24 protein-coding genes are annotated in these 25,212 nt (G+C 31.8%); 22 read left to right on the top strand and 2 right to left on the bottom strand.

Annotated features, from left to right (window positions below):
- Positions 1–86 precede the first annotated feature (86 nt).
- The 9 genes from FYJ33_RS05860 to rho all read left to right on the top strand — a co-directional run bounded on the left by FYJ33_RS05860 (position 87) and on the right by rho (position 11,817).
- Positions 87–323: a Veg family protein gene (locus FYJ33_RS05860; RefSeq protein WP_277643738.1), complete on the top strand. Its 237-nt coding sequence runs from the start codon at positions 87–89 to the stop codon at positions 321–323.
- A gap of 328 nt (positions 324–651) precedes the next feature.
- A complete protein-coding gene (locus FYJ33_RS05855) occupies positions 652–2,217 on the top strand; it encodes a DUF3794 and LysM peptidoglycan-binding domain-containing protein (protein ID WP_154530815.1) in 1,566 nt (521 codons plus the stop codon).
- A 135-nt stretch (positions 2,218–2,352) separates the two neighbouring features.
- Positions 2,353–3,222, top strand: coding sequence for a cyanophycinase (locus FYJ33_RS05850; protein WP_235900783.1), 870 nt, complete (start codon positions 2,353–2,355; stop codon positions 3,220–3,222).
- Positions 3,206–5,812 (top strand): cyanophycin synthetase, encoded by a 2,607-nt coding sequence (gene cphA, locus FYJ33_RS05845; RefSeq protein WP_154530814.1) that lies wholly within the window; start codon positions 3,206–3,208, stop codon positions 5,810–5,812. Before FYJ33_RS05850 ends, cphA begins: the two co-directional genes overlap by 17 nt.
- 83 nt (positions 5,813–5,895) lie before the next feature.
- Complete coding sequence (gene ispE, locus FYJ33_RS05840) at positions 5,896–6,741, top strand: 4-(cytidine 5'-diphospho)-2-C-methyl-D-erythritol kinase (RefSeq protein ID WP_154530813.1); 846 nt, start codon at positions 5,896–5,898, stop codon at positions 6,739–6,741.
- Positions 6,742–6,797: 56 nt separating this feature from the next.
- A complete protein-coding gene (spoIIR, locus tag FYJ33_RS05835) occupies positions 6,798–7,526 on the top strand; it encodes a stage II sporulation protein R (protein WP_154530812.1) in 729 nt (242 codons plus the stop codon).
- Positions 7,523–7,942: a DUF1934 domain-containing protein gene (locus tag FYJ33_RS05830; protein WP_154530811.1), complete on the top strand. Its 420-nt coding sequence runs from the start codon at positions 7,523–7,525 to the stop codon at positions 7,940–7,942. Before spoIIR ends, FYJ33_RS05830 begins: the two co-directional genes overlap by 4 nt.
- 314 nt (positions 7,943–8,256) lie before the next feature.
- A complete protein-coding gene (locus FYJ33_RS05825; RefSeq protein ID WP_154530810.1) occupies positions 8,257–9,876 on the top strand; it encodes a CTP synthase in 1,620 nt (539 codons plus the stop codon).
- A gap of 528 nt (positions 9,877–10,404) precedes the next feature.
- The gene (rho, locus tag FYJ33_RS05820) at positions 10,405–11,817 is read left to right on the top strand and encodes a transcription termination factor Rho (RefSeq protein WP_154530809.1); all 1,413 of its coding nucleotides are present in this window, start codon (positions 10,405–10,407) and stop codon (positions 11,815–11,817) included.
- Between the two features lie 54 nt (positions 11,818–11,871).
- Here the strand turns inward: rho and FYJ33_RS05815 are convergent, their stop codons facing one another.
- Positions 11,872–12,975 (bottom strand): MGDG synthase family glycosyltransferase, encoded by a 1,104-nt coding sequence (locus FYJ33_RS05815; protein ID WP_154530808.1) that lies wholly within the window; start codon positions 12,973–12,975, stop codon positions 11,872–11,874.
- 133 nt (positions 12,976–13,108) lie between these two features.
- Positions 13,109–13,315, bottom strand: a complete 207-nt coding sequence (gene rpmE, locus FYJ33_RS05810; RefSeq protein WP_154530807.1) for a 50S ribosomal protein L31 — start codon at positions 13,313–13,315, stop codon at positions 13,109–13,111.
- Positions 13,316–13,498: 183 nt separating this feature from the next.
- On the opposite strand from rpmE, the gene FYJ33_RS05805 reads away from it, so the two are divergent.
- The 13 genes from FYJ33_RS05805 (at position 13,499) to FYJ33_RS05750 (ending at position 25,199) form a co-directional block, all read left to right on the top strand.
- Positions 13,499–14,086 (top strand): thymidine kinase, encoded by a 588-nt coding sequence (locus FYJ33_RS05805; protein ID WP_154530806.1) that lies wholly within the window; start codon positions 13,499–13,501, stop codon positions 14,084–14,086.
- A gap of 23 nt (positions 14,087–14,109) precedes the next feature.
- Positions 14,110–15,033 (top strand): DUF1385 domain-containing protein, encoded by a 924-nt coding sequence (locus FYJ33_RS16255; RefSeq protein ID WP_235900782.1) that lies wholly within the window; start codon positions 14,110–14,112, stop codon positions 15,031–15,033.
- On the top strand, positions 15,011–15,865 hold the full coding sequence (gene prmC / locus FYJ33_RS16250) for a peptide chain release factor N(5)-glutamine methyltransferase (protein WP_235900781.1): 855 nt from the start codon (positions 15,011–15,013) through the stop codon (positions 15,863–15,865). Before FYJ33_RS16255 ends, prmC begins: the two co-directional genes overlap by 23 nt.
- Positions 15,866–15,978: 113 nt before the next feature.
- Positions 15,979–17,061, top strand: a complete 1,083-nt coding sequence (prfA, locus tag FYJ33_RS05795) for a peptide chain release factor 1 (protein WP_277643745.1) — start codon at positions 15,979–15,981, stop codon at positions 17,059–17,061.
- A gap of 106 nt (positions 17,062–17,167) precedes the next feature.
- Positions 17,168–17,770 carry a hypothetical protein gene (locus FYJ33_RS05790; protein ID WP_154530804.1) on the top strand — a complete coding sequence of 201 codons (603 nt, stop codon included), beginning with the start codon at positions 17,168–17,170 and terminating at the stop codon, positions 17,768–17,770.
- A 14-nt stretch (positions 17,771–17,784) separates the two neighbouring features.
- Complete coding sequence (locus tag FYJ33_RS05785; RefSeq protein ID WP_277643731.1) at positions 17,785–18,834, top strand: L-threonylcarbamoyladenylate synthase; 1,050 nt, start codon at positions 17,785–17,787, stop codon at positions 18,832–18,834.
- 353 nt (positions 18,835–19,187) lie between these two features.
- Positions 19,188–19,637 carry a ribose 5-phosphate isomerase B gene (rpiB, locus tag FYJ33_RS05780; protein WP_154530802.1) on the top strand — a complete coding sequence of 150 codons (450 nt, stop codon included), beginning with the start codon at positions 19,188–19,190 and terminating at the stop codon, positions 19,635–19,637.
- A 14-nt stretch (positions 19,638–19,651) separates the two neighbouring features.
- On the top strand, positions 19,652–20,281 hold the full coding sequence (gene upp, locus FYJ33_RS05775) for a uracil phosphoribosyltransferase (protein ID WP_154530801.1): 630 nt from the start codon (positions 19,652–19,654) through the stop codon (positions 20,279–20,281).
- Between the two features lie 38 nt (positions 20,282–20,319).
- The gene (locus FYJ33_RS05770) at positions 20,320–20,808 is read left to right on the top strand and encodes a deaminase (RefSeq protein WP_154530800.1); all 489 of its coding nucleotides are present in this window, start codon (positions 20,320–20,322) and stop codon (positions 20,806–20,808) included.
- Between the two features lie 19 nt (positions 20,809–20,827).
- Entirely contained in the window at positions 20,828–21,973 is a 1,146-nt protein-coding gene (gene wecB / locus FYJ33_RS05765; protein ID WP_154530838.1) for a non-hydrolyzing UDP-N-acetylglucosamine 2-epimerase, read from the top strand.
- 252 nt (positions 21,974–22,225) lie between these two features.
- Positions 22,226–23,404, top strand: coding sequence for an acetyl-CoA C-acetyltransferase (locus FYJ33_RS05760; protein WP_154530799.1), 1,179 nt, complete (start codon positions 22,226–22,228; stop codon positions 23,402–23,404).
- 758 nt (positions 23,405–24,162) lie between these two features.
- Positions 24,163–24,531 carry a hypothetical protein gene (locus FYJ33_RS05755; RefSeq protein ID WP_154530798.1) on the top strand — a complete coding sequence of 123 codons (369 nt, stop codon included), beginning with the start codon at positions 24,163–24,165 and terminating at the stop codon, positions 24,529–24,531.
- The gene (locus tag FYJ33_RS05750; RefSeq protein WP_407928882.1) at positions 24,531–25,199 is read left to right on the top strand and encodes a F0F1 ATP synthase subunit A; all 669 of its coding nucleotides are present in this window, start codon (positions 24,531–24,533) and stop codon (positions 25,197–25,199) included. Before FYJ33_RS05755 ends, FYJ33_RS05750 begins: the two co-directional genes overlap by 1 nt.
- The last annotated feature ends 13 nt before the right edge of the window (positions 25,200–25,212 follow it).

Genomic DNA, 25,212 nt, shown 5'->3' with positions numbered 1-25,212 from the left:
CTTTTTTGAAATGATACAATTAAATATTTATTTGACAAAAACTATAAAATGTTATATTATGTATCTTATGAAAGAGGGTGTTTAATGTGGAAAAGACAAGAACATTGTGTTCCATCAAACATGATATTGAAGGACACATTGGAGAGAAAGTTACACTAAAGGCAAATGGAGGACGAAGAAAAGTTTTGATCAATAATGGAACTCTTGAAAGTGTATATCCGAGCATCTTTGTAGTTAGATTAGATAATGACACCCAAAGAACAGTGAGCTTTAGCTATTCAGATGTATTGACAAAAACAGTCCAATTGGTTTTTGCAGGTTAAATCTTGATGAATTATCATCAAGATTTTTTTTATTCAAATTTTATTAAAAATTCATCTTAAATTTGAGCAAAAAAAGAAAGACGGTGGGTTGCCATCTTTCAACTATGGTATAAAAGGGTATTGAGAATTTATGAGAGGTTATATGGTCAATAACCATTTATTATATTACGACAAGATTATGTATATGTCAACATTTTTTTGAAAATATTTTGTAGAAGTATAGAAGAATTTTAGATTTAAAATGCAGCACCATTAATTCAGAATTTAGTAATAATAACAAAAAGCATTCAATATATATTAGTAGTAAGATTTTAAAGGAGGTATAGCTATGGAAAATATTGATGTTGTTAGAGAAAATATTAGTTTCGAGCAGCTATTTAACGAAGGCAATGGTGAGACTGTTCTAAAAGGTGAATATCTTATTCCAGACACACATCCTGATGTTTACAAAGTGCTGGCTGTTGACTGTAAGCCATATATAACTAATAAGGAAATATTAAAGGACAAATTGCTTGTAGAAGGGGAGATACAATATAATGTAATGTATTTGGCTAAGGAGGATGAAACACTCGGGGCACATAGTGTTACTTATAATGATAAGTTTTCAAACTATATAGATATAGCTGGATTGGAACATAATATGGTATGTGAAGCTGAATGCGATGTTGAACATATTTATGCAACTATTATCAATGAAAGAAAGATAAGTCTTGATGGAATATGTGATATTATCTATGAAGTGTACAAGACTGACACACTTGATTTAGTAAAGGATATTGAAAGTCAGAAGAATGTTGAAATGAAGAAGAAAATAGAAACATTTGATAATATGGTTGCTAGCAAAGAAATTGATCTTCAAGGCACTGAAAACATTACTATAGGTACAGAGAAACCAGAAATAGATACTATTTTAAAATGTGTGGGGATGATTCATAAAAAGGATGTTAAAGCAGCTGACGGAAAGATAACATGTTCATGTTTTGTAAAGTTTAGTATTGTTTATAGAGCAAAGGGTACAAGAGATTTGTATACTGTTGATGAAGATATTTTTATGAATACTGATGAAGATTTTGAGAATACTTATCCAGATATTTCAGTTCTTGATTCTTTTGAACTTGATAAGGCAGACTGTGATCTTGATAGCGATGATCTTGGTGAGCAGAGAATTATTAATTTAAGTGCAGCTGTTAAGGCTAAAATTAAGATATATGATAAGACTACAATAGAAATTCTTGATGATGCTTATATGACTGATAAAGTAATTGGAATCAAAAAAGATGATGTAAGTCTGGCAGCACTTCTTGGAGATGGTAAGTCAGAAAGTATTGTTAAGGATAACTTATATCTAAAGGAAGAAGATTCTGTACCAGTAGAGATAATTAATACTAAGGGAAAAGCAGAAATAGTTGATAAAAAGATTGAAGATGGCAAGATAAAAGCTGAGGGATTTGTAAAGATTGAAGTTATTTACAGAACTGATTCTGAGGATTATCTTAATATGATAACAGGTGAAGTTCCATTTAATGCGAATATTGATATTAATAATGTAAAGCTTAATACAAAAATAGTTGTAAAGAGTTTTCTTGAAAGTATACAAGCTGCCATTGAAGCTAATACAATAGCTGTAAAAGTAACTGTTACAACAACTGCCAAAGCATGGGGAGAAGAAAACAAGAACTGCGTTACTGACGTGGAAGAACTTGATGAAGAGGTTCCTAAAAAGAAAGCATCAATAACAATATATACAGTACAGTTAAATGATACTCTTTGGGATTTAGCAAAGAAGTATAATACTACAGTTGAAAATATAGCGAAAATTAATGAAATAGAAGATGAAAGCTATATTGAGGCTGGCAAAAAACTTATAATTCCAGGAAGAGCACTGATCTCTTAAAGTATTTTGAATAATTTAATGTATTAATATAGGGTTACTTGGTAAAAAATATAGGCGGGAGTTTTGATGTGAATTAAAACTTCTGCCTATATTTTTTATACTGAATTTTAGAAAAATGAATAATTATCTAATCGGTTGGATAAAATATCAAGAGTTAGACTGTGGGGTGATGATTTGAATATTGCAGCAAATAATCTAATAATAATCGGAGGAGCAGAAGACAAAGAAAAAGGAAAAGAGATTTTAAGGTATATATGTTCTAAAATAAATAAAGAAGAAGATACTCTGGTAGTGGCAACTGTTGCAACAGAAAGACCAAGAGCTGCTAAGACGAGATATGAAAAAGTGTTTTCAAGTTTAGGTGTAAAAAAGATAAGGATACTTGATATAAATAATAGGGAAGATGCTTACAAAGAAGAAAATGTTAATCTTATTAAGAAAGCAGCAATGATTTTCTTTACTGGCGGTGATCAGTTAAGAATAACTAGTATTCTTGGAGGAACACCAATATACGATGAAATAATAGAAGCAGGAAATAGGCAGTGTTATTTTGTTGGGACTTCAGCAGGTGCATCTGTTATGAGTGGAACAATGATTATTGGAGGAATGGATGAACAGTCTCCAAGAAAATGCACGATTGAAATGGCTCCAGGATTGGGACTTATTAATAATGTCATCATTGATCAGCATTTTTCACAAAGGGGAAGAATAGGCAGGCTTTTAGCGGCAGTAGCACAGAATCCAGAGATTCTTGGCATAGGAATTGATGAAGATACAGCTATACACGTAAATACTGAAGGCATTTTGAGGGTAATAGGAAACGGAGCTGTGTATGTGGTAGATGGGACAGAAATGACTTATAGTAATGTTTCTGAACAGCATAGTGATGAAATTCTGAGCATGTATAATGTAAAGATGCATGTATTAACAAGAGAAAATCAATTTGATTTGAAAAGAAAGGTGCCTTTTGAGGAGGAAAATATAAAAGATGAAAATCATAGATAAAACGATATTTGAGGGCCGTAATATATATTCGCATAAAAAGTGCATAAGGCTTGATGTTGACCTAGAAGGTTATAGTGAAGTACCTACAAAGAATATAAATATGTTTAATAAGAATCTTCTAAAAATGGTACCTGAGCTTTATAAACATAGATGCGGTATTGATGAGGAACATGGATTTGTTAAAAGACTTGAGGAAGGAACTTATCTTGCACATGTATGCGAACATACAATAATTGCACTGCAGAATATGCTTGGTATAGATCTTGCTTATGGAAAAGCAAGAGAAGTAAGTGGTGATCATTATTATATAATCTTTCAATATCAGTATAAGATTTTAGCATTAAATATTGCATATTTGGCTGTAGATATCGTTAATTCTTTAATAGAAAATCAAAAGATAGATTTCGATAAAAGATATGAAGAACTGCAGAAAATTTTAGTTAAGGAACAGATGGGAGCATCCACTAAAGAATTGTTAAAGGCTGCAAAGAAAAGAGGTCTTCCATATATCAGCATAGGTGACAGTGGAATGTATCAGATAGGATATGGAAGAAAAGGAAAGCTGATTTCTGCTACAATAGGTGAAAATACAAGATGTATAGGTGTTGATATTGCCTGTGATAAATATCTTACAAAGCAGATTCTAAAAAGTAACTTTATTCCTATAGCTGATGGAGAAAAAGTGTATAATACCTTAGAACTTATTAAATATTCTGAAAGACTAGGATATCCTCTTGTGTTAAAACCTCAGTTTGGTAATAAAGGTAATGGTGTGATTTTAAATATAACAAGCAGTAAAGAACTGATAGAATCTTATATAGCACTGAAAAAAACTACTGATGACATAATTGTTGAAAAATACTATGAGGGAAAAGATTACAGGGTGTGCCTGGTAGACTATAAGGTTGTAGCAGTTGCTAAAAGGATACCGCCTTATGTTATTGGAAATGGAAAGCTAAGTATAAAGAAGCTCTTGTGTAATTTAAATAGTGATTCTAATAGAGGAAATGGACATGAAAAACCTCTTACAAAAGTTAGAATAGATAATCAGCTGGTAAGCTACTTGTCCGAACAGGGGGTAAATCTAAATTCTATACCCAAGGAAAATGAAAGGATATTTTTAAGGAAAAATGCTAATCTTTCAACAGGAGCGATAGCTGTTGATTGTACTGACGAGATAAGTGATGAAAATAAAGAAATATGTGAAAGGGCTGCAAAAGCTTTAGGGCTTGATATATGTGGTATAGATATATGCTCAAAAGATATAAGTTCATCTCTAAATAAAGAGGGAATTATAGTGGAAATTAATGCTGCGCCAGGAATAAGAATGCATCATTTCCCTTCAGAGGGCAAACCAAGAGATGTTGCAGGAGCTATCATAGATATGATATATAGAAATAATTTTGACAATATACCTGTAATATCTGTGACAGGAACTAATGGCAAAACAACAACAACTCGGCTTATTTCCTATGTATTTTCACGCATAGGCTACAATGTTGGTATGACAACAACCAGTGGGATTTCTGTGGGTGGAAAGTCTATAGATAGAGGTGATGATACAGGCGTTACCTCAGCAAGAAGCATTCTTCTTAACAAGGATGTAGATATTGCAGTTCTTGAAACAGCAAGGGGCGGTATTGTAAGAAGAGGTCTTGCATATGATCTTGCAGATGTTGCAGTGCTTACTAATATTACAGAAGACCACCTTGGTCTTGACGGCATAGAAACAATGGAGGATCTGAGCAAGGCAAAAGCGCTTGTTGTTGAAGCTGTAAAAGAAGATGGTTTTGCCGTAATAAATGCTGATGATAAGTGGAGTTTGAGCATAATAGATAGAATAAAGAGTAATATAATTTACTTTTCTATGAATTATGAAAATGAATTTATCCAGAATAATATAAAAAATAATCTTAAGGCTGTTTATTATAAAGATAATCGTATATATATATTTAATAATGGTCGGACATATATGGTGGCTGATATCAAAGATATACCGATTACTCTTAATGGAAAGTTAAAATATAATATAAAAAATGTAATGGCAGCATGCTGTGCTCTTACTGCAATGAATGTTGATTACTGTATGATTTCTAAAGGTGTTACGGATTTTAATGAAAATGATAATGAAGGAAGGTTTAATATTTACAATATTGCCGGAGTTGATGTTGTACTCGATTATGGACATAATATTGACGGATATAACTGTGTTTTAGAATCATTAAAGGGTATGGATAATAGAAAACTTGTTGGAATTATTGGTGTGCCAGGTGACAGAGGGAATGATGTTATTGAGAGAATAGGAAAAATGTGTTCAGATGTATTCGATAAAATTTATATAAAAGAAGATTGTGATAAACGTGGCAGAAAGAATGGTGAAGTAGCTGATATTTTGCTCAAAGGTGTAAGGAGTGGAAAATGCAAGAATGTTAAGGTGGTACTTGATGAGCTTGATGCACTAAAAGAGGCAATAGATGATTCGTCAAAAGGTGATATGATAATTGAGTTTTATGAGAATTTTGAGAAGCTTTCCTCTTATATTAATGAACAAGGTGAATATAATGGTGAGGAAAGGGCTCAGAATTATTAAAGAATAGCAATGTTTATCTTTACAAAATTGTATGCTTGTAACATAATAATAAGAGAATTTTAGCATGAAGGGCTGGTTATTTTATGTTTATTAAGGCATATGCAAAAGTAAATTTAGGATTAGATATTACGGGCAAAAGAGAAGACGGATATCATCTTTTGAAAATGATAATGCAGACAGTAGATTTGTATGACGAAATAGAAATAAATAAGTCTGATGATAATAAAATTAGTATTAAGTGTAATATATCTTATGTACCTGTTGATAATAGAAATTTAATGTATAAAGCAGCTGTACTTTTTATGGATAAATATAATATTAATAGTGGGCTTAAAATTAATATTAAGAAAAATATACCTGTAGCAGCAGGTATGGCTGGCGGAAGTACTGATGCTGCAGCAGTACTTAAGTGTCTTAACAAGCTTTTTGAGGTTAATGCACCTTATGAAGAACTTGTGAATCTTGCTTTGAAAATAGGGGCTGATGTTCCTTATTGTATTAATGGAGGAACTGCAATATGTGAAGGTATTGGTGAGGTTATTACTGAGCTTCCGCCATTTAAGAATGTTATAATGGTTATTGTAAAACCTTCATTTGGAGTATCAACAAAGGAAGTTTATGGGGCTCTTGATATAAGCAGAATTAAGAAGCATGTAAAGATAGATAACATTGTTCATGGTATGAAGAAAAATAATATTAATATCGTATGTTACAATATGAAGAATGTACTTGAAAATGTTACTATAAGAAAGTATCCAGTTATAAAGGATATAAAACACATGATGATAAAACAGGGAGCAAAGGGGGCACTTATGAGCGGAAGTGGTCCTACTGTATTTGGGATTTTTTCAGATATGATGAGTGCTCAGAGATGTTTTGAAAATATGAAGAGAAAATATAAAGATGTATTTATAACTAGAACAATTTAATTTGAATAAAAGTAAAACCTCCTGTCAATAATTAAAATATAGCAGGGGGTTGTAATATGAAAAAGAAAAATTTTGTTTTTATTATAATATCAGTTTTACTCATTATGTTTATAGCGATGGGTGTTTTGAATAGCGGAAGCTTAGAAAAAACTAATGTTTATAGTTGTGACACTGTAGATGGAGTATCTTCTGAAAGTGATAGCGAGTTTGTTTCAAGGATAAGTACAAAACTTATAAGGTTTCATGTAATAGCTAATAGTGACAGTAAGGAAGATCAAAGTTTAAAGTTAAAGATCAGGGATAAGATACTTGCATATATATCACCAAAACTTAAGAGTTCATCATCTTTAGCAGAGAGTAGAAAAATTCTTAAAGAGAATGATGAAGAAGTTAAAAAGATTGCGCTTAAATGTATAAGTGAGAATGGATATAATTATGGTGTAAAGACAACTTTTGATAGAGAAGATTTTCCTGTAAAGACATATGGTAATATCACTCTTCCTCAGGGAAATTATGAAGCTTATAGGCTTATAATAGGCAGTGGTAAGGGAAAAAACTGGTGGTGTGTTATGTTTCCGCCATTATGTTTTGTAGATATTACAAAGGGTCAGATAGCATATGATAAAAATGAAAAAGAAATGAAACGTGTCTTAAGTGATAAAGACTATAAAAGAATTAATAATGAGGACAAGTCTAATAATAAAGATAAAAAAATAGTATATACTTTTAAAATAAAAGAAGTTATAGATAACATAGTTAATATGTTGGAGGGAAACAAACAATGAAGAAAAAAGCGTTAATATCTATAGTGAGTAATCAGTTTGGGGAGGACAATAGTGAAATTGAGGTGGTTACACCAGGAGAATTTACAGTATGTGATGATGGTTTTAAAGCTGTATACCAGGAAACTGAAATATCAGGGATGGAAGGTACAGTAACAAGACTATTAATTAATGATAATTCGGTATCTCTAGAGAGAGAAGGGACAACCACAAGTAAGATGTATTTTGAAAAGGATAAGAGTGATGTCAGCCTTTATGATACTCCATATGGAACTTTGGAACTAAAAATCAAAACAAATGAACTTGAGATTGATCTGAATGAAAATGGTGGAAATGTTTTTATTGAATATAAAATGATAATTGGTGATCAGAGCGTTCAGAATACAAAGTTAAAAATAAATATAAAAAGTGAAAATTAAATTTAGTAAAAAGTAAAAACAAGTAATAAATTCCGGTTGAAAAACTAAAAAATTATTACTTGTTTTTTATTATAATAAATTATTTAGTTTTATAGCGATGAATAACATTTTTTGAAGTTAATTTATTAGAACAATAGTACGAAATGTACAAAAAAATAAAAAAAAGAATCACAAAAAAGACTTGAAAAAATATTCAAGTATGATACAATACTATACATGTATTTGGACAATAAATATCCATTCTATTTGAAGTGGTAATTGTTATTATAGTGAATAGCAAGTGATTTGTCAATAGCTTTTTAGGAGGAATTTTTATGAAAAAAACAAAATATGTATTTGTTACTGGTGGGGTAGTATCTTCACTTGGAAAAGGAATAACTGCAGCATCATTAGGAAGACTATTAAAAAATAGAGGTTTAAATGTATCTATACAGAAATTTGATCCATACATAAACATTGATCCAGGAACAATGAGTCCTTATCAGCATGGAGAAGTATTTGTAACTGATGATGGAGCAGAAACAGATCTTGACTTAGGGCATTACGAAAGATTTATAGATGAGAATCTTTCAAAAAATTCAAATGTAACAACAGGTAAGGTATACTGGTCAGTTCTTTCTAAAGAAAGAAAAGGAGAATATTTAGGTGGAACAGTTCAGGTAATTCCTCATATAACTGACGAACTTAAAAGCAGAGTTTACAGAATTGCAAAAGAAAGGGATGTAGATGTTGTTATAACAGAAATAGGTGGAACTGTAGGAGATATAGAATCATTACCATTTCTAGAAGCTATAAGACAAATAAAATATGACGTAGGAGTAGAAAATGTATGCTTTATACATGTTACTCTTGTTCCTTACTTGGGAAAGGCTGGAGAATTAAAAACTAAGCCTACTCAGCACTCAGTTAAGGAATTAAGAAGCATAGGAATTCAACCAGATATAATTGTGTGTAGAGCAGAAAAAGAAATTCCTCAGAATTTAAGAGATAAAATAGGATTATTCTGTAATGTTGATGGAAAAGCAGTAATTCAAAATCTTGATGCAGGTAATCTTTATGAAGTTCCATTAATGCTTCACCAGGAAGGATTAGATAACCTGGTAGTTGAAAAACTTAATTTAGGCTGCAGAGATATAGATAACAGTGAATGGGAAGAGATGGTTAACAGAATCAAATCTTTAAAGAAGGAAGTTGCTATAGGTCTTGTTGGTAAGTATGTTGAATTACATGATGCATATATATCAGTAGTTGAAGCATTAAAGCATGGTGGTTATGTTAATGATGCTGAAGTTAAGATAAAATGGATTAATTCGGTTGATTTAAATCATGATAATGTGGATGAAATATTAAGAGGACTTGATGGAATATTAGTTCCGGGAGGATTTGGTGACAGAGGAATTGAAGGAAAAATTGAAGCAGCAAGATGGGCGAGAGAAAACAAGGTTCCTTTCTTAGGAATATGTCTTGGAATGCAATGTGCAGTAATTGAATTTGCAAGAGATGTACTTGGATATGAAGGTGCAAACTCTTCAGAGCTTGATCCAGAAACAAAATATCCAGTTATCGATTTAATGCCAGAACAAAAGGATATCGAAAACCTTGGCGGAACTATGAGGTTAGGATTATATCCATGTAAGATTGAGGATGGTTCAGTTTCTAAAGAATTATATGGAGAAAATCTTGTATATGAAAGACATAGACATAGATATGAATTCAATAATGAATATAGAAAAGAAATTCAGGATGCAGGTATGTCAGTAATCGGAACATCTCCTGATTCAAGGCTTGTAGAAATTGTTGAGATTAAGGATCACCCTTGGTATGTTGGATGCCAGTTCCATCCAGAATTAAAATCAAGACCAAACAGACCACATCCATTATTCAGAGGATTCATTAAAGCAGCAGTTGATGAACATGAACAAAACAATAAGTAAATTTTGTTGATATTTAGATAATGTGAGTCTTAAGCAAAGATAAGAGATAAGAACTAAGAGTGAAGAAAAAAGGATGAAACTCCTTAGCTGGAGTTTCGGAATAAGAGGACAGATTACTCTTAAAAACTCTTTGACATATAGAATTCAGAGGCTTGGAGGTGAAGCCTCCATTAAGGCTTAGAATTTATAGTCAAGACATAAGCAAATAAATTTCATCCTGAACTCATAACTCTTCTTTCATAGTTCTAATCTATTTAAGAATTATCATAAGCGGGAAAGTTTAAAATTTTAATAAAATATGTTATATTAGCTAGGTAGACAGATAATTGTTTACCTAGTTTCTTTTTTGGTAATAATATAAATAAAATAATAAATCTACATGATTTTTATTGTACTACTTGCATTTTATTTTGTTATATCACATAATATAGTCATCAGTTATCAGGAATTATCTTAAAATCAATTCTTAAATATAAGTAAAAGTCTTTTAAATTCTCAGGTTAATTAAAAAATGATGGAGGTGCTGTTTTGACACTAGAAACTTATGAAGCAATGACATTGACTAAGCTTAAAGAAATTGCTAAGGAACTTAATATAAAAAATATTTCTAAATTAAAGAAAGCTGAATTGATAGAAGTAATTAAAAAAAATACATCTAAATCAATTGAGAAGGATGGAGTTATATTGAAAGAGAGTATAACACCGAAATGTGTACCAGAAAGAGTTTTTGAAAATAAGGAGTTAAACAATAATTCTAATGGCAATGATAATAATGATAAAAAAGAACAGCTTAAAGAAATGATTAATAATACATCTGATATGGGAAAAGGTGTACTTGAGATTCTTGAAACAAATAATTTTGGATTTTTAAGATGCACAAATTACTTGACTGGAGATAATGATATATATGTTTCTCCATCACAGATAAGAAGATTTAATCTTAAAACTGGTGATGAAGTTGAAGGTAAAGTAAGACAGCCTAAGGAAGGTGAAAAATTTAGAGCACTTATTTATGTTGATAAGGTAAATGGAGATAATCCTAATAAAGCTGTAGGAAGAAAATCTTTTGAAACTTTAGTTCCTATTTATCCGAACCAGAGATTAAGATTGGAAACAAATAATGAAGGTGATTTGTCATCAAGGCTTATGGATATTATGTGTCCGATAGGAAAAGGACAAAGAGGTATAATTGTAGCACCTCCAAAGGCAGGTAAAACAACACTGCTTAAGAAGATCGCACAGAATATATCAAAAAATTATCCTGATGTTAAAGTAATAATGCTTTTAATAGATGAAAGACCTGAGGAAGTTACAGATATGCAGAGATCTGTAAATGGAGAAGTTATCTTCTCAACCTTTGATGAAGAACCTCAGAACCATGCGAAAGTATCTAGAATGGTTCTTGAAAGAGCTAAGAGAATGGTTGAACAGGGTAAGGATGTTGTTATATTAATGGACAGTCTTACAAGGCTTGCGAGAGCATACAATCTTACAATAACACCTACAGGAAGGACTTTATCAGGTGGTCTTGATCCAGGAGCTCTTCTTATGCCTAAAAAATTCTTCGGTGCGGCAAGAAACATTGAAGAGGGCGGAAGTCTTACAATACTTGCAACAGCACTTGTTGATACAGGAAGCAGAATGGATGATATGATATTTGAAGAGTTCAAGGGAACTGGAAATATGGAAGTACATCTTGATAGACGCCTTCAGGAAAGAAGGATATTCCCTGCAATTGACATATACAAGTCTGGTACAAGAAAAGAAGACTTACTTCTTACAAATGAGGAGAGAGAAGTTTCTTATACAATAAGAAAGGTAATGTATAGAGACGGGAATATCGAAAATGTTACTGAAAATCTTATCAACATGCTTTCTAAGACTAAAAACAATAAAGAGTTTATGAATATATTCTCAAAGAGTGAATTTGATAAAAAGTAATATAAAAGGAGCTGTACTCAGAATGATTTTTCAGTCATTCTGAGTACGGCTCCTTTATTTTTTTAATAATGAATTTGATAACTCAACTACTTTTTTTAGTGAGTAATTTGCACCTAGAAGATCTAAATTATCTTTCATTTTTTTTAGTTTTTCGGGATGATCTATAAGGTCATTAATTATCTTGTTTACATCTGATATTTTATCAATTTTTACTGCACAGTTTCTGCTTACAAGAAGCTTTGAGTTTTCTGTTTCCTGGCCAGGTATTACAAACGGTATAATTATAGGGAGTCTTTTATAAATTGACTCTGTTACAGTAAGACCGCCTGGCTTTGAAATTATAACATCTGAAGCATCCATTAACTCTGATACTACATTGCTATAACCTATTATATGGATTTTTTTGTTATTTATAGGTTTAGAGTATAGAGCCTCAAGCGAATTCTTTAGATGCTTATTTTTACCGCATACTATTATAAGTCTTAATTTTCTGGGGTTTAATACAAGCTGCTTGATTACTTTTGATATGCCTTCAAGCCCCATACTTCCACTCATCAACAGGATGTTGAAATAGTCTCCTGTATTTGTTTCCGTTATATCATTATTTATAGTAAGGAATCCTGATCTTATTGGAATTCCGTAATCTTTTACTTTAGATGGTTTAATACCTTTTGAAATTAAGTTATCATTAGTGAAATCGCTTCCGGTTATATAACAGTCCACCTGTTTAGATATATATGTTCCGTGGGCTTCAAAATCAGTAACTACTGAAATAAAAGGTATATCAATAAGTTTTTTCTTTTTCAATCTGCTTACAATATTTACTGTAAATGGATGAGTGCCTATTATTATATCGGCCTGTGAATCATTTATGTGTTTTGCAAGTCTTTTATCTATTATTCCAAAAGGAATTTTCAGAAAAGAGTTTATAAATTTAATGTCTGTGATTTTATATCCAATACCATACAATATAGGAGTTTTTGTAGCAGAAAATTCATAACTGCCAGTTATTAATTTGTCAAGATAATGACTGCAGCCGTCTAGAAAATCAAAAATCTCTACATCGTAATTATTTTTGATGAATTCAGTTTTCAATGAAGCAGCAGCTTGATTGTGTCCCTGTCCAGTTGATGTTGTTAATATAATAACCTTCTTCATAAAATTCACTCGCTTTGCTTATAGTGTAAGTTGAGTATATTGTAACATGTAAATCTTGTAACTTACATTAAAAAAATATTAATTTTTCTAAATAAAGCAAAAAGGGGAAAGACTAAGTCTTTCCCAAAATTGATTATTTGTCAAGATTAAATCTCTTCTTGAATTTATCAACTCTACCGCCAACGTCAACAACTTTTTGCTTACCAGTGAAGAATGGGTGGCATTTAGAGCATATTTCTACTTTAAGTTCTGATTTAACAGATCCTGTTGTAAAAGTATTTCCACATGCACACTTAACCACTGCGTCATGGTGATATTCTGGATGTATGCCTTCTCTCATTTATTTCACCTCTTTAAATTTAATATGTCGATTTAACAACTCCTAAAGTATATCATGTGGACAAGAGGCAAGTCAATAGAAATAGAAATTAAAAAATAGTCAAAAAATTTTAATAAGTTCTTTTTTAATGATATAATCAGTATAGAAATTATAAGGCAGAAGGTCATAAAGGAGAGAACAATTTTGAGTAAATTATATTTTAGATACGGCGCAATGAATTCGGGAAAATCTACTCATTTAATGCAGGTTGCACATAATTATGAAGAAAGAGGAATGAATGTATTAATTGTGAAACCTCTTGCAGATAAAAAGGGAAACGATAAACTAGTTTCAAGGTTAGGCGTTGAAAGAAAAGTAGATATATTGGTAGATAAAAATGATGATATGTATGAAATTATTTCAGATATAAGCCATATAAAAGATATACACTGCATTCTTGTTGATGAAGTTCAGTTCTTTAAGGCTCATCAGATAGATGAATTTTTTAAAATTGCTGTTAAACTTGATATTCCTGTAATATGTTATGGACTTAGAACAGATTTTCAGATGAATGGATTTGAAGGAAGTGAAAGACTTCTTCTTATAGCTCATTCAATAGAAGAAATGAAGACTATATGTACATGTGGTAAAAAAGCAGTATTCAATGCAAGAAAGATTAATGGAAAATATGTTTTTGAAGGAAAACAGGTTGCTATAGATAATATAGATAATGTTGAGTATCAGTCTTTATGTGGAAAATGCTATTTCAAGTATAGAGAAGAACAGGAATAATAATATAAAAAGGGGGGATTTTTATGAGGAAGACTAATGTGGGAGGTCAGGCTGTTCTTGAAGGAGTTATGATGAGAGGTGTTAAAGGTCTTGCAGTTGCAGTAAGAAAACCTGATGGTGAAATATCTGTAGAGTATAAAGATATAGTTCCTTTTACACAAAAAAATAAATTTTTTGCACTACCTGTTATAAGAGGATTTGTATCATTAATTGATTCTCTTAGGGAAGGTATTAAAGCACTTAATTATTCTGCAGAGTTTTTTGAAGATGATGAAGAGGAACCATCAAAGTTTGAAAAATGGCTACAGAATAAACTGGGAGATAAATTTGACAATACAATTACTACAATTACTATGATTGTAAGTTTTTTGGTAGCGATAGCGCTTTTTGTAGGAATGCCTACGATTGCAGCAAATTTTTTAAAGAAAGTAATAACTAATACTATACTACTTAATATAATTGAAGGGATAATAAGAGTAGTAATACTTATTTCTTATATTGCTGTAATTGCCAAGATGGATGATATAAACAGAGTATATCAGTATCATGGAGCGGAACATAAGACTATTTTCTGCTATGAAAATGAAGAAGAGTTAACACCTGAAAATGTTAAGAAGTTTTCAAGATTTCATCCGAGATGTGGAACTAACTTTTTGTTCCTTGTCATGATAGTTAGTATCATAATTTTTGCTTTTACAGGATGGGGGACATTTGTAGAAAGAATAGCTTTTAGAATATGTCTTATTCCTGTTGTATCAGGAGTGACATATGAAATAATAAAATGGGTTGGAAAAAGCAGCAGCGCTATTTCAAAGATTGTGGCTTATCCAGGATTGCAGCTTCAGAAATTAACAACAAGGGAGCCAGATGAAAGTCAGATTGAAGTTGCAATAGCAGCACTTAAAGCAGCAGAAGGGATAGATAATGAAGATAAAACAACTGATTGATAAAGCTAAGCATGAACTTAAGGAAGCTGGTATAGAAACATATAATCTTGATGCCAGACTACTTTTATGTGAAGTATTGAATAAAGATAAGATCTATATCATGGTGAATATAGATGAAGAAGTACCAGCTGAGAAAGAAGAACAATTTTTATCTCTTGTAAATATAAGAAAGAAAAAGAAGCCTATGCAGTATATACTTGGGCACGTGGAATTTATGGGTATAGATTTTGCAGTTAAGGAAGGCGTACTTATTCCAAGAGGTGATACAGAAGTACTTGTTGAAGAAGCGCTTAAGAATATAGGTGAAGAAGAAAGAATCAACGTTCTTGATTTGTGCTGTGGTAGCGGGGCTATTGGCTTATCAATGGCTGTCTGCAGAAAAAATATCAACGTTGGTTTGGTGGATTTATACGATGTACCAGAGGAAGTAACAAAAAATAATATAATAAGATTAAATCTTGAGAACAGGGCAAGATTTATAAAGAGCGATCTTTTAAAAGAAATAAAAAACGACGACTATAAATACGATGTGATAGTTTCAAACCCTCCTTATATAAAAGAAGAAGTTATTCCAACATTAATGGATGATGTTAAAGATTATGAGCCACATACAGCATTGAGTGGAGGAAATGATGGACTTGATTTTTATAAAAGAATAATCAGCGATTCAGAAAGTGTTCTTACTGGTAAGAAGATACTGGCTTTTGAAATAGGCTATGATCAGGGAGAAGCAGTAAGTGCGCTTATGGCAGAACATGGTTATGTTAACATAAGAATAATCAAGGATTTGGCAGGACTTGATAGAACAGTGATTGGTAATTTGCCAGGTTGATACTAAATGTTGAAATATGATATAATGTATAGATGGAGCTATGACATAAGTTTGAATTTTGTTTGAAAAATGTGATAGCATATACGCGAAAAATAAAAGTATGGAGTGATACGATAATGCTTGATAGATTAGAATTTATACAAAATAAATACGATGAGCTTTCAGTAATGATATCAGATCCTTCAATAATGGCTAACCAGAATGAATGGAGAAAGCTATGTAAGGAACATGCTGATCTTGAAACAATAGTTACTAAATATAATGAATATAAGAAGACAATAGAAGATCTTAAGGATAACAAGGAAATGCTTACAGCAGAAGATGATGCTGAAATGAGAGAAATGTTACAAGAAGAAGTTAAGTCTCTTTCAAACAGAAAGCAGGAACTTGAAAATGAAATACAGATTTTGTTATTACCTAAGGATCCTAACGATGATAAGAACGTATTCGTAGAAATAAGAGCTGGTGCTGGTGGTGATGAAGCAGCTTTATTTGCAGCTAACCTTTTCAGAATGTATACAAAGTATGCAGAAAAGGAAAGATGGAAGGTAGAAATCATGAGTTCAAATGAAACTGACATCGGTGGCTTTAAAGAAGTTGTTTTCATGATTAAGGGACAGGGAGCTTATTCAAAGCTTAAATATGAAAGTGGAGTTCACAGAGTTCAAAGAGTTCCAGATACAGAATCAAGCGGAAGAATACATACTTCAACTGCTACAGTTGCTGTTCTTCCAGAAGTTGATGATGTTGAAATTGAAATAAATGAAAAAGACTTAAAGGTTGATGTGTTTAGAGCGTCTGGTAATGGTGGACAGTGCGTTAATACAACAGATTCTGCTGTTAGAATGACGCACCTTCCAACTGGAATTGTTGTTTCATGTCAGGATGAAAAATCACAGCTTAAGAATAAAGAAAAAGCTTTAAAGGTTTTAAAAGCAAGATTATATGAACAGGCTGAAAGAGAAAGACTTGCGGGAATTGCTGAAGATAGAAAGAGTCAGGTTGGTACTGGAGATAGAAGTGAAAGAATAAGAACTTACAACTATCCTCAAGGAAGAATAACTGATCATAGAATAGGCCTTACTTTATATAAACTTGAAACATTCCTTAACGGTGATATAGAAGAAGTTATTAATGCGTTAATAACTGCAGATCAGGCTGAGAAGATGAAAGCCATGGGAAATGTAGAATTTTAAATTGTATAGTTAATTGAAGTAAGAGGGGCTTTTGCAGAATATAGTTATTCTGTAATGGCCGTTTACTTTATATTTTGAATTTTATAGTGCAGGAGGAGATTCAGCTATGCGTAGAATGAGTATAGAAAAAGCTATAAAAAAGCAGAAAAATAGAAATCGCAATATTATTGCTATTCTGATGCTGCTATTTCTGATTCTTCCTGCAGCTGTACTGATTACAGGTCAGACTAAATTTCAGTTTGTAATAGTACTGATAGTTATGGAAATGCTTATACTGTTAGCTGTTTTTGCTGAAATTAATATACATACTCTTAAGTTCACATGTCATAATAACAGACTTAGGATACAGCAGGGCATTATAAATGACCAGAATCTAATTCTCTGTGATGCTGTAAAAATCGTTCATGCTGTAGAACGACAGGGAGAAATTGATATAATTATAATAACGAATAAAAAGGTTAGAAATAAGTATATGAAATCTGTAAACAGTAAGTTTTTTGATAGATATAGTGAAGTGTATGATGAATATAAAAAGCTTAAACGGCTTATGCCAGATGAAAATTTTTATAGAACTATTATCAGGGCAGGCGGAATGAAAAAGTATATACTTTTAAAAGAGATATATTCTGCATGTGTAAAAGCAGTTTATACAGAATCGGCTATAGAAAGTATAAAGATAGCCAGAGCATATAAAGAAATAGAATATTGAAGGAAGGTTTTTTTGTGAATACAAAGACAGCCATTATTGATGAGAATAACAGAAAACAAGTTATAGAAGAAGCTGCTGCTGTAATAAGAGAAGGTGGAATTGTAGCATTTCCCACAGAAACTGTTTATGGACTGGGGGCAGATGCCATGAATGAAGAAGCTGTAAAAAAGATTTTTATAGCAAAGGGAAGACCACAAGATAATCCGCTTATAATTCATATTGCTGACAAAGAGGATTTGAAAAAATATGCTGTTGATGTTCCAGAAATAGCACAGAAGATTGCAGATAAATTTTGGCCGGGACCACTTACTATTATCCTTAAAAAAAATAAGTGCATTCCTTACGTTACATCAGCAAATCTTGAAACTGTAGGTATAAGATTTCCAAGCAATACAATAGCACAGGATCTTATCAGAGAAAGTAATACTACTATAGCTGCTCCATCAGCTAATATTTCAGGGAGACCATCTCCAACTGATGTGGAAAGATGTGTCGAAGATCTTGATGGAAAAGTTGACTATATAATTGGTGGAGAACATAGCGAAGTTGGTGTTGAATCAACAATAATAGATTGCTCAGTAAATCCTTCATGTATATTAAGGCCAGGTGGAATTACATTAGAGCAGCTTAGAGAAATAGATGAAAGAATATATATAGATCCCGCAATACTTAAGAAAATGCCTGCCAATATAAAGCCTAAAGCACCTGGAATGAAGTATAGACATTATGCTCCGAATGCAAAAGTTATAATTGTCCAAGGAAATTTACAAAAAACTATTGATAAGATTAATGAGTTAATGGTAAATTATATAGTTGAAGGTAAAAAGGTTGGGTTGATGGTAACAGAAGAAACGAAAGACTCATATAATTGTGAGAATATTATATGTATGGGAAAAAGAAGCGACCTTTCAACAGTTGCACATAATCTTTTTGAAGCGCTTAGAAGTTTTGATGATAAAGGTGTAGATGTTATTTTAGCAGAAGCTGTTGAGGAAAAAGGTGTAGGGGTTGCTGTTATGAACAGACTTAAAAAGTCAGCAGGATACAATATCGTAAAAGCTTAATCAATTTAGCTAAATAATATTAAGACAGCTACAAAATAAAATGAGTCTATCATTAATTTAGAATTTAAAATTTATAATTTAGAATTGAGGAAGAAATTAGCAGATCTAATTTCTTGAATCTAATGAAGGCTACGCCTCCAAACCTCTAAATTATCTAATTCGAAGATTTAAAGAGGGTGAAGCTCTCTTTTAGAAACTCCCCATAGGGAGTTTAATCCGAGATTTTAAATTCTACATTCTAAATTTTACATTATGGTAAACTCACATTTGTTAAAATGTATAATTATGTGTAAGAGGTAGTTATTTAGTAGCGGTTTTGATATTTTAAATATCACAATAAATGGAGGTATTTTATGAAAATAGCAGTTGGCTGTGATCATGCCGGTTATCAGCTTAAAAATGAGATTATTAGCCATTTAAAAGACAAAGGTATAGAATGCAATGATTTTGGAACTTTTAGTGAAGAATCATGTGATTATCCAGAGTTTGCTTTAAAGGTTGCAGAATCTGTTGTGGCCGGAGAATCTAAGTTTGGTATACTTGTATGTGGCACTGGTATTGGCATTGGTATTGCAGCAAATAAAGTGCCAGGTATAAGAGCTGCATTATGTGCAGATACATTTAGTGCACATGCAACAAGAGAACATAATAATGCTAATATACTTACAATGGGAGCCAGAGTTGTTGGACCAGGATTAGCATTAGACATAGTTGATACATTTTTATCAACAGAATTTATGGGTGGCAAACACCAGAGAAGACTAGATTTGATAACAGATATTGAAAAAAAATATTCAAAGTAAAAGGGGATAGAATAATGAGTAAAGTAACAGAAGTATCACATCCATTAATATTACATAAATTGGCTTACATAAGAAATAAGGAAACAGGAGCAAAGGATTTCAGACAGTTAGTTGAAGAAGTATCAATGCTTATGGCATATGAAGTTACAAGAGATTTACCAATGGAAGAAGTAGATGTTCAGACACCTATCTGCACAACAAAGTGCAAAATGCTTGCAGGAAAGAAAATGGCCATAGTTCCAATACTAAGAGCAGGACTTGGAATGGTTGATGGTATGCTTAGTCTTATTCCAGCGGCTAAGGTTGGGCACATAGGATTATACAGAGATGAAGAGACTCTTCAGCCAGTTGAATATTTCTGCAAGCTTCCTCAGGATATAGCAGAAAGAGAAGTAATAGTTGTTGACCCTATGCTTGCAACAGGTGGTTCTTCAGCTGATGCTATTACTCTACTTAAAAAAAGAGGAGCAAAAAACATTAGACTTGTATGCTTAATTGCTGCTCCAGAAGGAATTAAGTGTGTTACTGATAAGCATCCTGACGTTGATGTGTATGTAGCTTCAATAGATGAAAAATTAAATGAGAATGGATATATAGTACCAGGACTGGGAGATGCAGGAGACAGATTGTTCGGAACAAAATAATCTTAAGTTTTCTATAGAAAGTTGAAGGTGGAGATAATTTGTTAAGGCGCGATAAACACAATTATTATTTAGATATAGCGGAAACAGTACTTGAGAGAGGAACATGTATGCGCAGAAACTATGGGTCAATAATAGTTAAAAATGATGAGATAATCTCTACAGGATATACTGGATCACCAAGAGGAAGAAAAAACTGCATAGATCTTAAGTACTGTATAAGAGAAAAAAACAATATACCAAGAGGTACTCACTATGAACTTTGCAGAAGTGTTCATAGTGAGGCAAATGCAATAATAAGTGCATCAAGAAAAGATATGATAGGCTCTACATTATATCTTGTAGGTAAGAATGCAAAAGACGGAACGCTTGTAGAAGATGCAAACTCATGCTCAATGTGCAAGAGACTTATTATCAATGCAGGAATTGAGAATGTAGTAATTAGGAAAACAAAAGACGAATATAGAGTTATTAATGTCCAGGACTGGATTGATAATGATGATTCTTTAAATGCAGAAATGGGATATTAACAAATTTGGAGGGATAATGTTGAAAAAAATTAAGGTTTTAACCATTTTTGGAACAAGACCAGAAGCAATAAAAATGGCACCGTTAGTTAAAGAACTTGAAAGCAGGGAAGATATCGAATCAAAGGTATGCGTTACAGCACAGCACAGACAGATGCTTGACCAGGTACTAGAATTATTTGATATCAAGCCTGACTTTGACCTGAATATTATGAAAACTAGACAGAGTCTTACTGGAATAACAAATAGAGTGCTTGAAGGGCTGGAAGAAGTATTTACAGCAGAAAAGCCAGACTTAATATTAGTTCACGGAGACACAACAACAACATTTGCAGGTGCATTAGCTGCTTTTTATCAACAGATAAAAGTTGGTCACGTTGAAGCAGGGTTAAGAACTTTTGATAAATATTTTCCATTTCCTGAAGAAATGAATAGAAAATTAACTGCATCATTAGCAGATCTTAATTTTTCGCCTACAATAGGTTCTAAGAACAACCTTCTTAGAGAAGGAATAGATGAATCAGTAGTATTTGTAACTGGAAACACAGTTATAGATGCCATGGGACATACAGTTCAGAAGGATTATGTTTTTGAAAATGATGAACTTAACAAGATTGATTATGAAAATAAGAAAGTAATCATGGTTACAGCTCATAGAAGAGAAAACTGGGGTGAAGGAATAGAAAATATATGTGATGCTTTATCTGAGATAGTGGACGAAAATAAAGAGGTAGAGCTTGTATATCTTGTTCATTTAAATCCAATTGTCAAAGATGTAGTTGATGCAAAGCTTGGAGGAAAAGAAAGAGTACATCTTTTATCGCCTCTTGATACTAAAGAAGCACATAACTTAATGAATAAGTGTTTCATGGTTATGACTGATTCAGGTGGACTTCAGGAAGAAGCTCCTCATCTAGGGAAACCAGTTCTCGTTTTAAGAGATGTGACTGAAAGACCAGAAGCTGTAGAAGCAGGGACTGTTAAACTTGTTGGAACTGATATTTCAGCAATAAAGACAGAAGCAAACAAGCTAATTAATGATCCTAAAGAGTATGCTAAGATGAGTAAAGCTATCAATCCATATGGAGATGGGAAAGCTTCAAAGAGAATTGTAGATATAATTGAAAATTATTTTGGACTTGCAAAACATAATATAGATGAATTTTAATGAGTAAATTCAGAGTGTTTCAAATTTAACATTGAAGCACTCTGTTTTTTTGCTTACTGATATGTAAATTGCTTGTTGAAACATTTTCAGAGAGACTTTTTATGGACGAATAGCATAACAAGAAAGAAAAAGTTTGTGTTTTTTTTAACAAATTATATTGATATGATAATAAAAAATGATATAATTAAAGTGTAATAAGTAGAACATAAAGGTTAAATTGGTATTTAAACATAATATTAGGAGGTTATATTAATGAAAGAGGTAGTTATCGTAAGTGCTGTTAGAACAGCTGTAGGTAAATTCGGCGGTACATTAAAAGATGTACCAGCAGTAGAACTTGGAGCAACTGTTATTAAAGAAGCAGTAAAAAGAGCAGGCATAGATGGAGCAGCAGTAGAAGAAGTTATAATGGGAAATGTTATTCAAGCAGGACTTGGACAAAATCCAGCAAGACAAGCAGCTGTTAAATCAGGACTTCCAATAGAGATTCCAGCAATGACAATAAATAAAGTATGTGGATCTGGACTTAGAGCTGTAAGTTTAGCTGCACAGATGATTAAAGCAGGAGATTGTGATGTTGTAGTAGCAGGTGGTATGGAAAGTATGTCTCAGGCACCTTATGCAATTAAGGAAATGAGATGGGGACATAAAATGAATGCTACAAAGACTGTAGATACAATGATAAATGATGCATTATGGGATGCTTTTAATGATTATCATATGGGAGTTACAGCTGAAAATATAGCTAAACAATGGAATCTGACTAGAGAAGAATTAGATGAATTTTCAGCTGCTTCACAGCAGAAAGCAGAAGCTGCTATAAAAGCTGGAAAGTTTAAGGATGAAATAGTACCAATAGTTATTCCTCAGAGAAAAGGAGATCCAATAGTATTTGATACTGATGAACAGCCAAGATTCGGATCAACTAAAGAAACTTTAGCTAAGTTAAAACCATGCTTCATTAAAGATGGTGTTGTTACAGCAGGTAACTCATCAGGAATTAATGATGGAGCTGCTGCATTTGTAATAATGAGTGCTGATAAAGCTAAGGAATTAGGGGTTAAGCCTCTAGCAACAATTAAATCTTATGGCTCAAGAGGACTTGATCCAGCAATAATGGGATATGGACCATTCTATGCAACTAAGAAGGCTCTTGAAAAAGCAAATATAACAGTTGATGATCTTGATCTTATAGAAGCAAATGAAGCATTTGCAGCTCAGAGTGTAGCTGTAGCAAAAGATTTACACTTTGATATGAGCAAAGTTAACGTAAATGGTGGAGCTATAGCACTAGGACATCCAGTAGGAGCTTCAGGAGCAAGAATACTTGTAACATTACTTCATGAAATGGAAAAGAGAGGTTCTAAGAAGGGTCTTGCCACTTTATGTATAGGCGGCGGAATGGGTACTGCTATAATAGTTGAAAGATAATAATAAAAAATATATTATGACTGAGTTAAAACATCTGTTTTAACTCAGTTTTTTATGTAAGAAGAATGATTTATAAATGAATTATTCTATGGAAATTAGATTACATCGATATTTGTAGAAAAAGTTATACTAATCAGTATCAATATGAATAAATTATGAACAACATTGATGATTTATGTACTATAAAAATATTTGTTTTTGTACTGAGCAGTATAAAAGTGAAAAAAACTGCTTAAGGCAGTAAAAATGTATATTAAACATAGTAAGTATAAACACATATGTAGCGAATATATACAATAAATGTATATATATGTAAAATAAAATATGAACATAGTGTTAACATTTTGTATCAAATAAACTTTTAATTGAATTAAAATGATAGTTCAAATTCAATATTATTTAGCTCTGACATTATCCTAATATAAGAATGAAAAACTGATAAATTATAAATTGTTGATATATATTGATTAAATTTTTTAAAAAAGATACAAAAAGCTAAATGAAAATGTTAACAATAATTAAATTGATTATTGCTTTTAAAGACTAAATATTCTGAAAATTGAATAGAAAACTAACATTATTTAAACCAATATGAATGAAAGGAAATAAACGCTAAATTATGCAAGTAAATTGACCCAATATGAATGTATTTTTAATAAATCAACAAATTTGAACTAAAATCAACCTAAATGGATATTACGGAAAAGAAAACATAGTAATATAATAATTACAGGCTCGAGTAAGGAGAAAATCTATTTATGAAATCTAGTTTAAAAAAACTATTATATGATATGTTTAAAACAAATTTATTGCTTGGATCTTCTATTACACTTTTATTACTTTTAATGAGATGCTTTTATGCAGCAGGAGGTTTTTTTTCTGGTCTTATTTTATATAATATAAGTTTTACATTAAAAGGATATATGCTTGATAGACTTCTTGTTAAAAAGGCAATAAGTAGAAGTAGTATAGTAATAATAGACATAGGAAGAATATTAATGATTGCATTATTTTCTTTATTCTTTAAAGATAGTTTTGCAGGCTTATTAAGTTATTGTTTAGGTATATCATTTAATTATTTTTCAATAGGTTTTGCCTTTCTAAGAGATGAGAGAGGAAGTGAATAATTTTGGAGGTATCAAAACTTATTTCAATTCCAATAGGTAAGTTCCATATTGTATTCAATCAGGAAGTAGTTGTACAATGGGCAATAATGATTTCACTTACCATTCTTATGATATGGGCTACAAGGAACTTAAAAAAGGTTCCTGATAGAAAGCAGACAGCAGTAGAATATTTCTACACTACAATTAAAAATCTAGTTGATTCTAATATGGGAGAAGCGTATGAATCATACATCCCTATATTCGGAACACTGGCAGCTTTTCTATTAGTGATGAATCTTTTAGGACTTATCGGAATTAAGCCACCAACGCAGAATTATAGTATTGCACTAGGACTTGCATTATGTTCATTTTTGCTTATCCATGGAAATGCTATAAAGAAGCTTGGATTTGTTCATTATTTATTGGGATATGGAAAACCATTTGCCGTAATGCTTCCAATTAATATTATGGAACGTGCAGTATTTCCAATATCTCTTTCACTAAGACTTTTTGGTAATATGATGGCAGCGACAGTTGTTATAGATCTTGTCTATAGTGCTTTAGGTAACTTTGCAATTGGAGCGCCAGTACCAGTCCATCTTTACTTTGATGTATTTGATGGCGCATTACAAACGGTAGTATTTTTAATGTTAACTATGATACAGGTTAAAGTACTTCCAGAACATTAATTATATTTTTTGA

Origin of the sequence: Inconstantimicrobium porci (genome assembly GCF_009696465.1) — a bacterium.
In the GTDB taxonomy this organism is placed as follows: domain Bacteria; phylum Bacillota; class Clostridia; order Clostridiales; family Clostridiaceae; genus Inconstantimicrobium; species Inconstantimicrobium porci.
Note: the sequence above shows the minus strand (reverse complement) of the source record. Positions and strands in the feature narration are given on the sequence as shown.

Excerpts from the sequence above, each read along its gene's own strand:
- FYJ33_RS05755 (WP_154530798.1), top strand. The coding sequence starts at position 24,163 with ATGAAATCTAGTTTAAAAAAACTATTATATGATATGTTTAAAACAAAT.
- FYJ33_RS05830 (WP_154530811.1), top strand. The coding sequence starts at position 7,523 with ATGAAGAAAAAAGCGTTAATATCTATAGTGAGTAATCAGTTTGGGGAG.
- FYJ33_RS05790 (WP_154530804.1), top strand. The coding sequence starts at position 17,168 with ATGCGTAGAATGAGTATAGAAAAAGCTATAAAAAAGCAGAAAAATAGA.
- FYJ33_RS05825 (WP_154530810.1), top strand. The coding sequence starts at position 8,257 with ATGAAAAAAACAAAATATGTATTTGTTACTGGTGGGGTAGTATCTTCA.
- spoIIR (WP_154530812.1), top strand. The coding sequence starts at position 6,798 with ATGAAAAAGAAAAATTTTGTTTTTATTATAATATCAGTTTTACTCATT.
- FYJ33_RS05760 (WP_154530799.1), top strand. The coding sequence starts at position 22,226 with ATGAAAGAGGTAGTTATCGTAAGTGCTGTTAGAACAGCTGTAGGTAAA.
- rpmE (WP_154530807.1), bottom strand. The coding sequence starts at position 13,315 with ATGAGAGAAGGCATACATCCAGAATATCACCATGACGCAGTGGTTAAG.
- FYJ33_RS05815 (WP_154530808.1), bottom strand. The coding sequence starts at position 12,975 with ATGAAGAAGGTTATTATATTAACAACATCAACTGGACAGGGACACAAT.
- FYJ33_RS05855 (WP_154530815.1), top strand. The coding sequence starts at position 652 with ATGGAAAATATTGATGTTGTTAGAGAAAATATTAGTTTCGAGCAGCTA.
- ispE (WP_154530813.1), top strand. The coding sequence starts at position 5,896 with ATGTTTATTAAGGCATATGCAAAAGTAAATTTAGGATTAGATATTACG.
- prmC (WP_235900781.1), top strand. The coding sequence starts at position 15,011 with ATGAAGATAAAACAACTGATTGATAAAGCTAAGCATGAACTTAAGGAA.
- upp (WP_154530801.1), top strand. The coding sequence starts at position 19,652 with ATGAGTAAAGTAACAGAAGTATCACATCCATTAATATTACATAAATTG.
- cphA (WP_154530814.1), top strand. The coding sequence starts at position 3,206 with ATGAAAATCATAGATAAAACGATATTTGAGGGCCGTAATATATATTCG.
- rpiB (WP_154530802.1), top strand. The coding sequence starts at position 19,188 with ATGAAAATAGCAGTTGGCTGTGATCATGCCGGTTATCAGCTTAAAAAT.
- FYJ33_RS16255 (WP_235900782.1), top strand. The coding sequence starts at position 14,110 with ATGAGGAAGACTAATGTGGGAGGTCAGGCTGTTCTTGAAGGAGTTATG.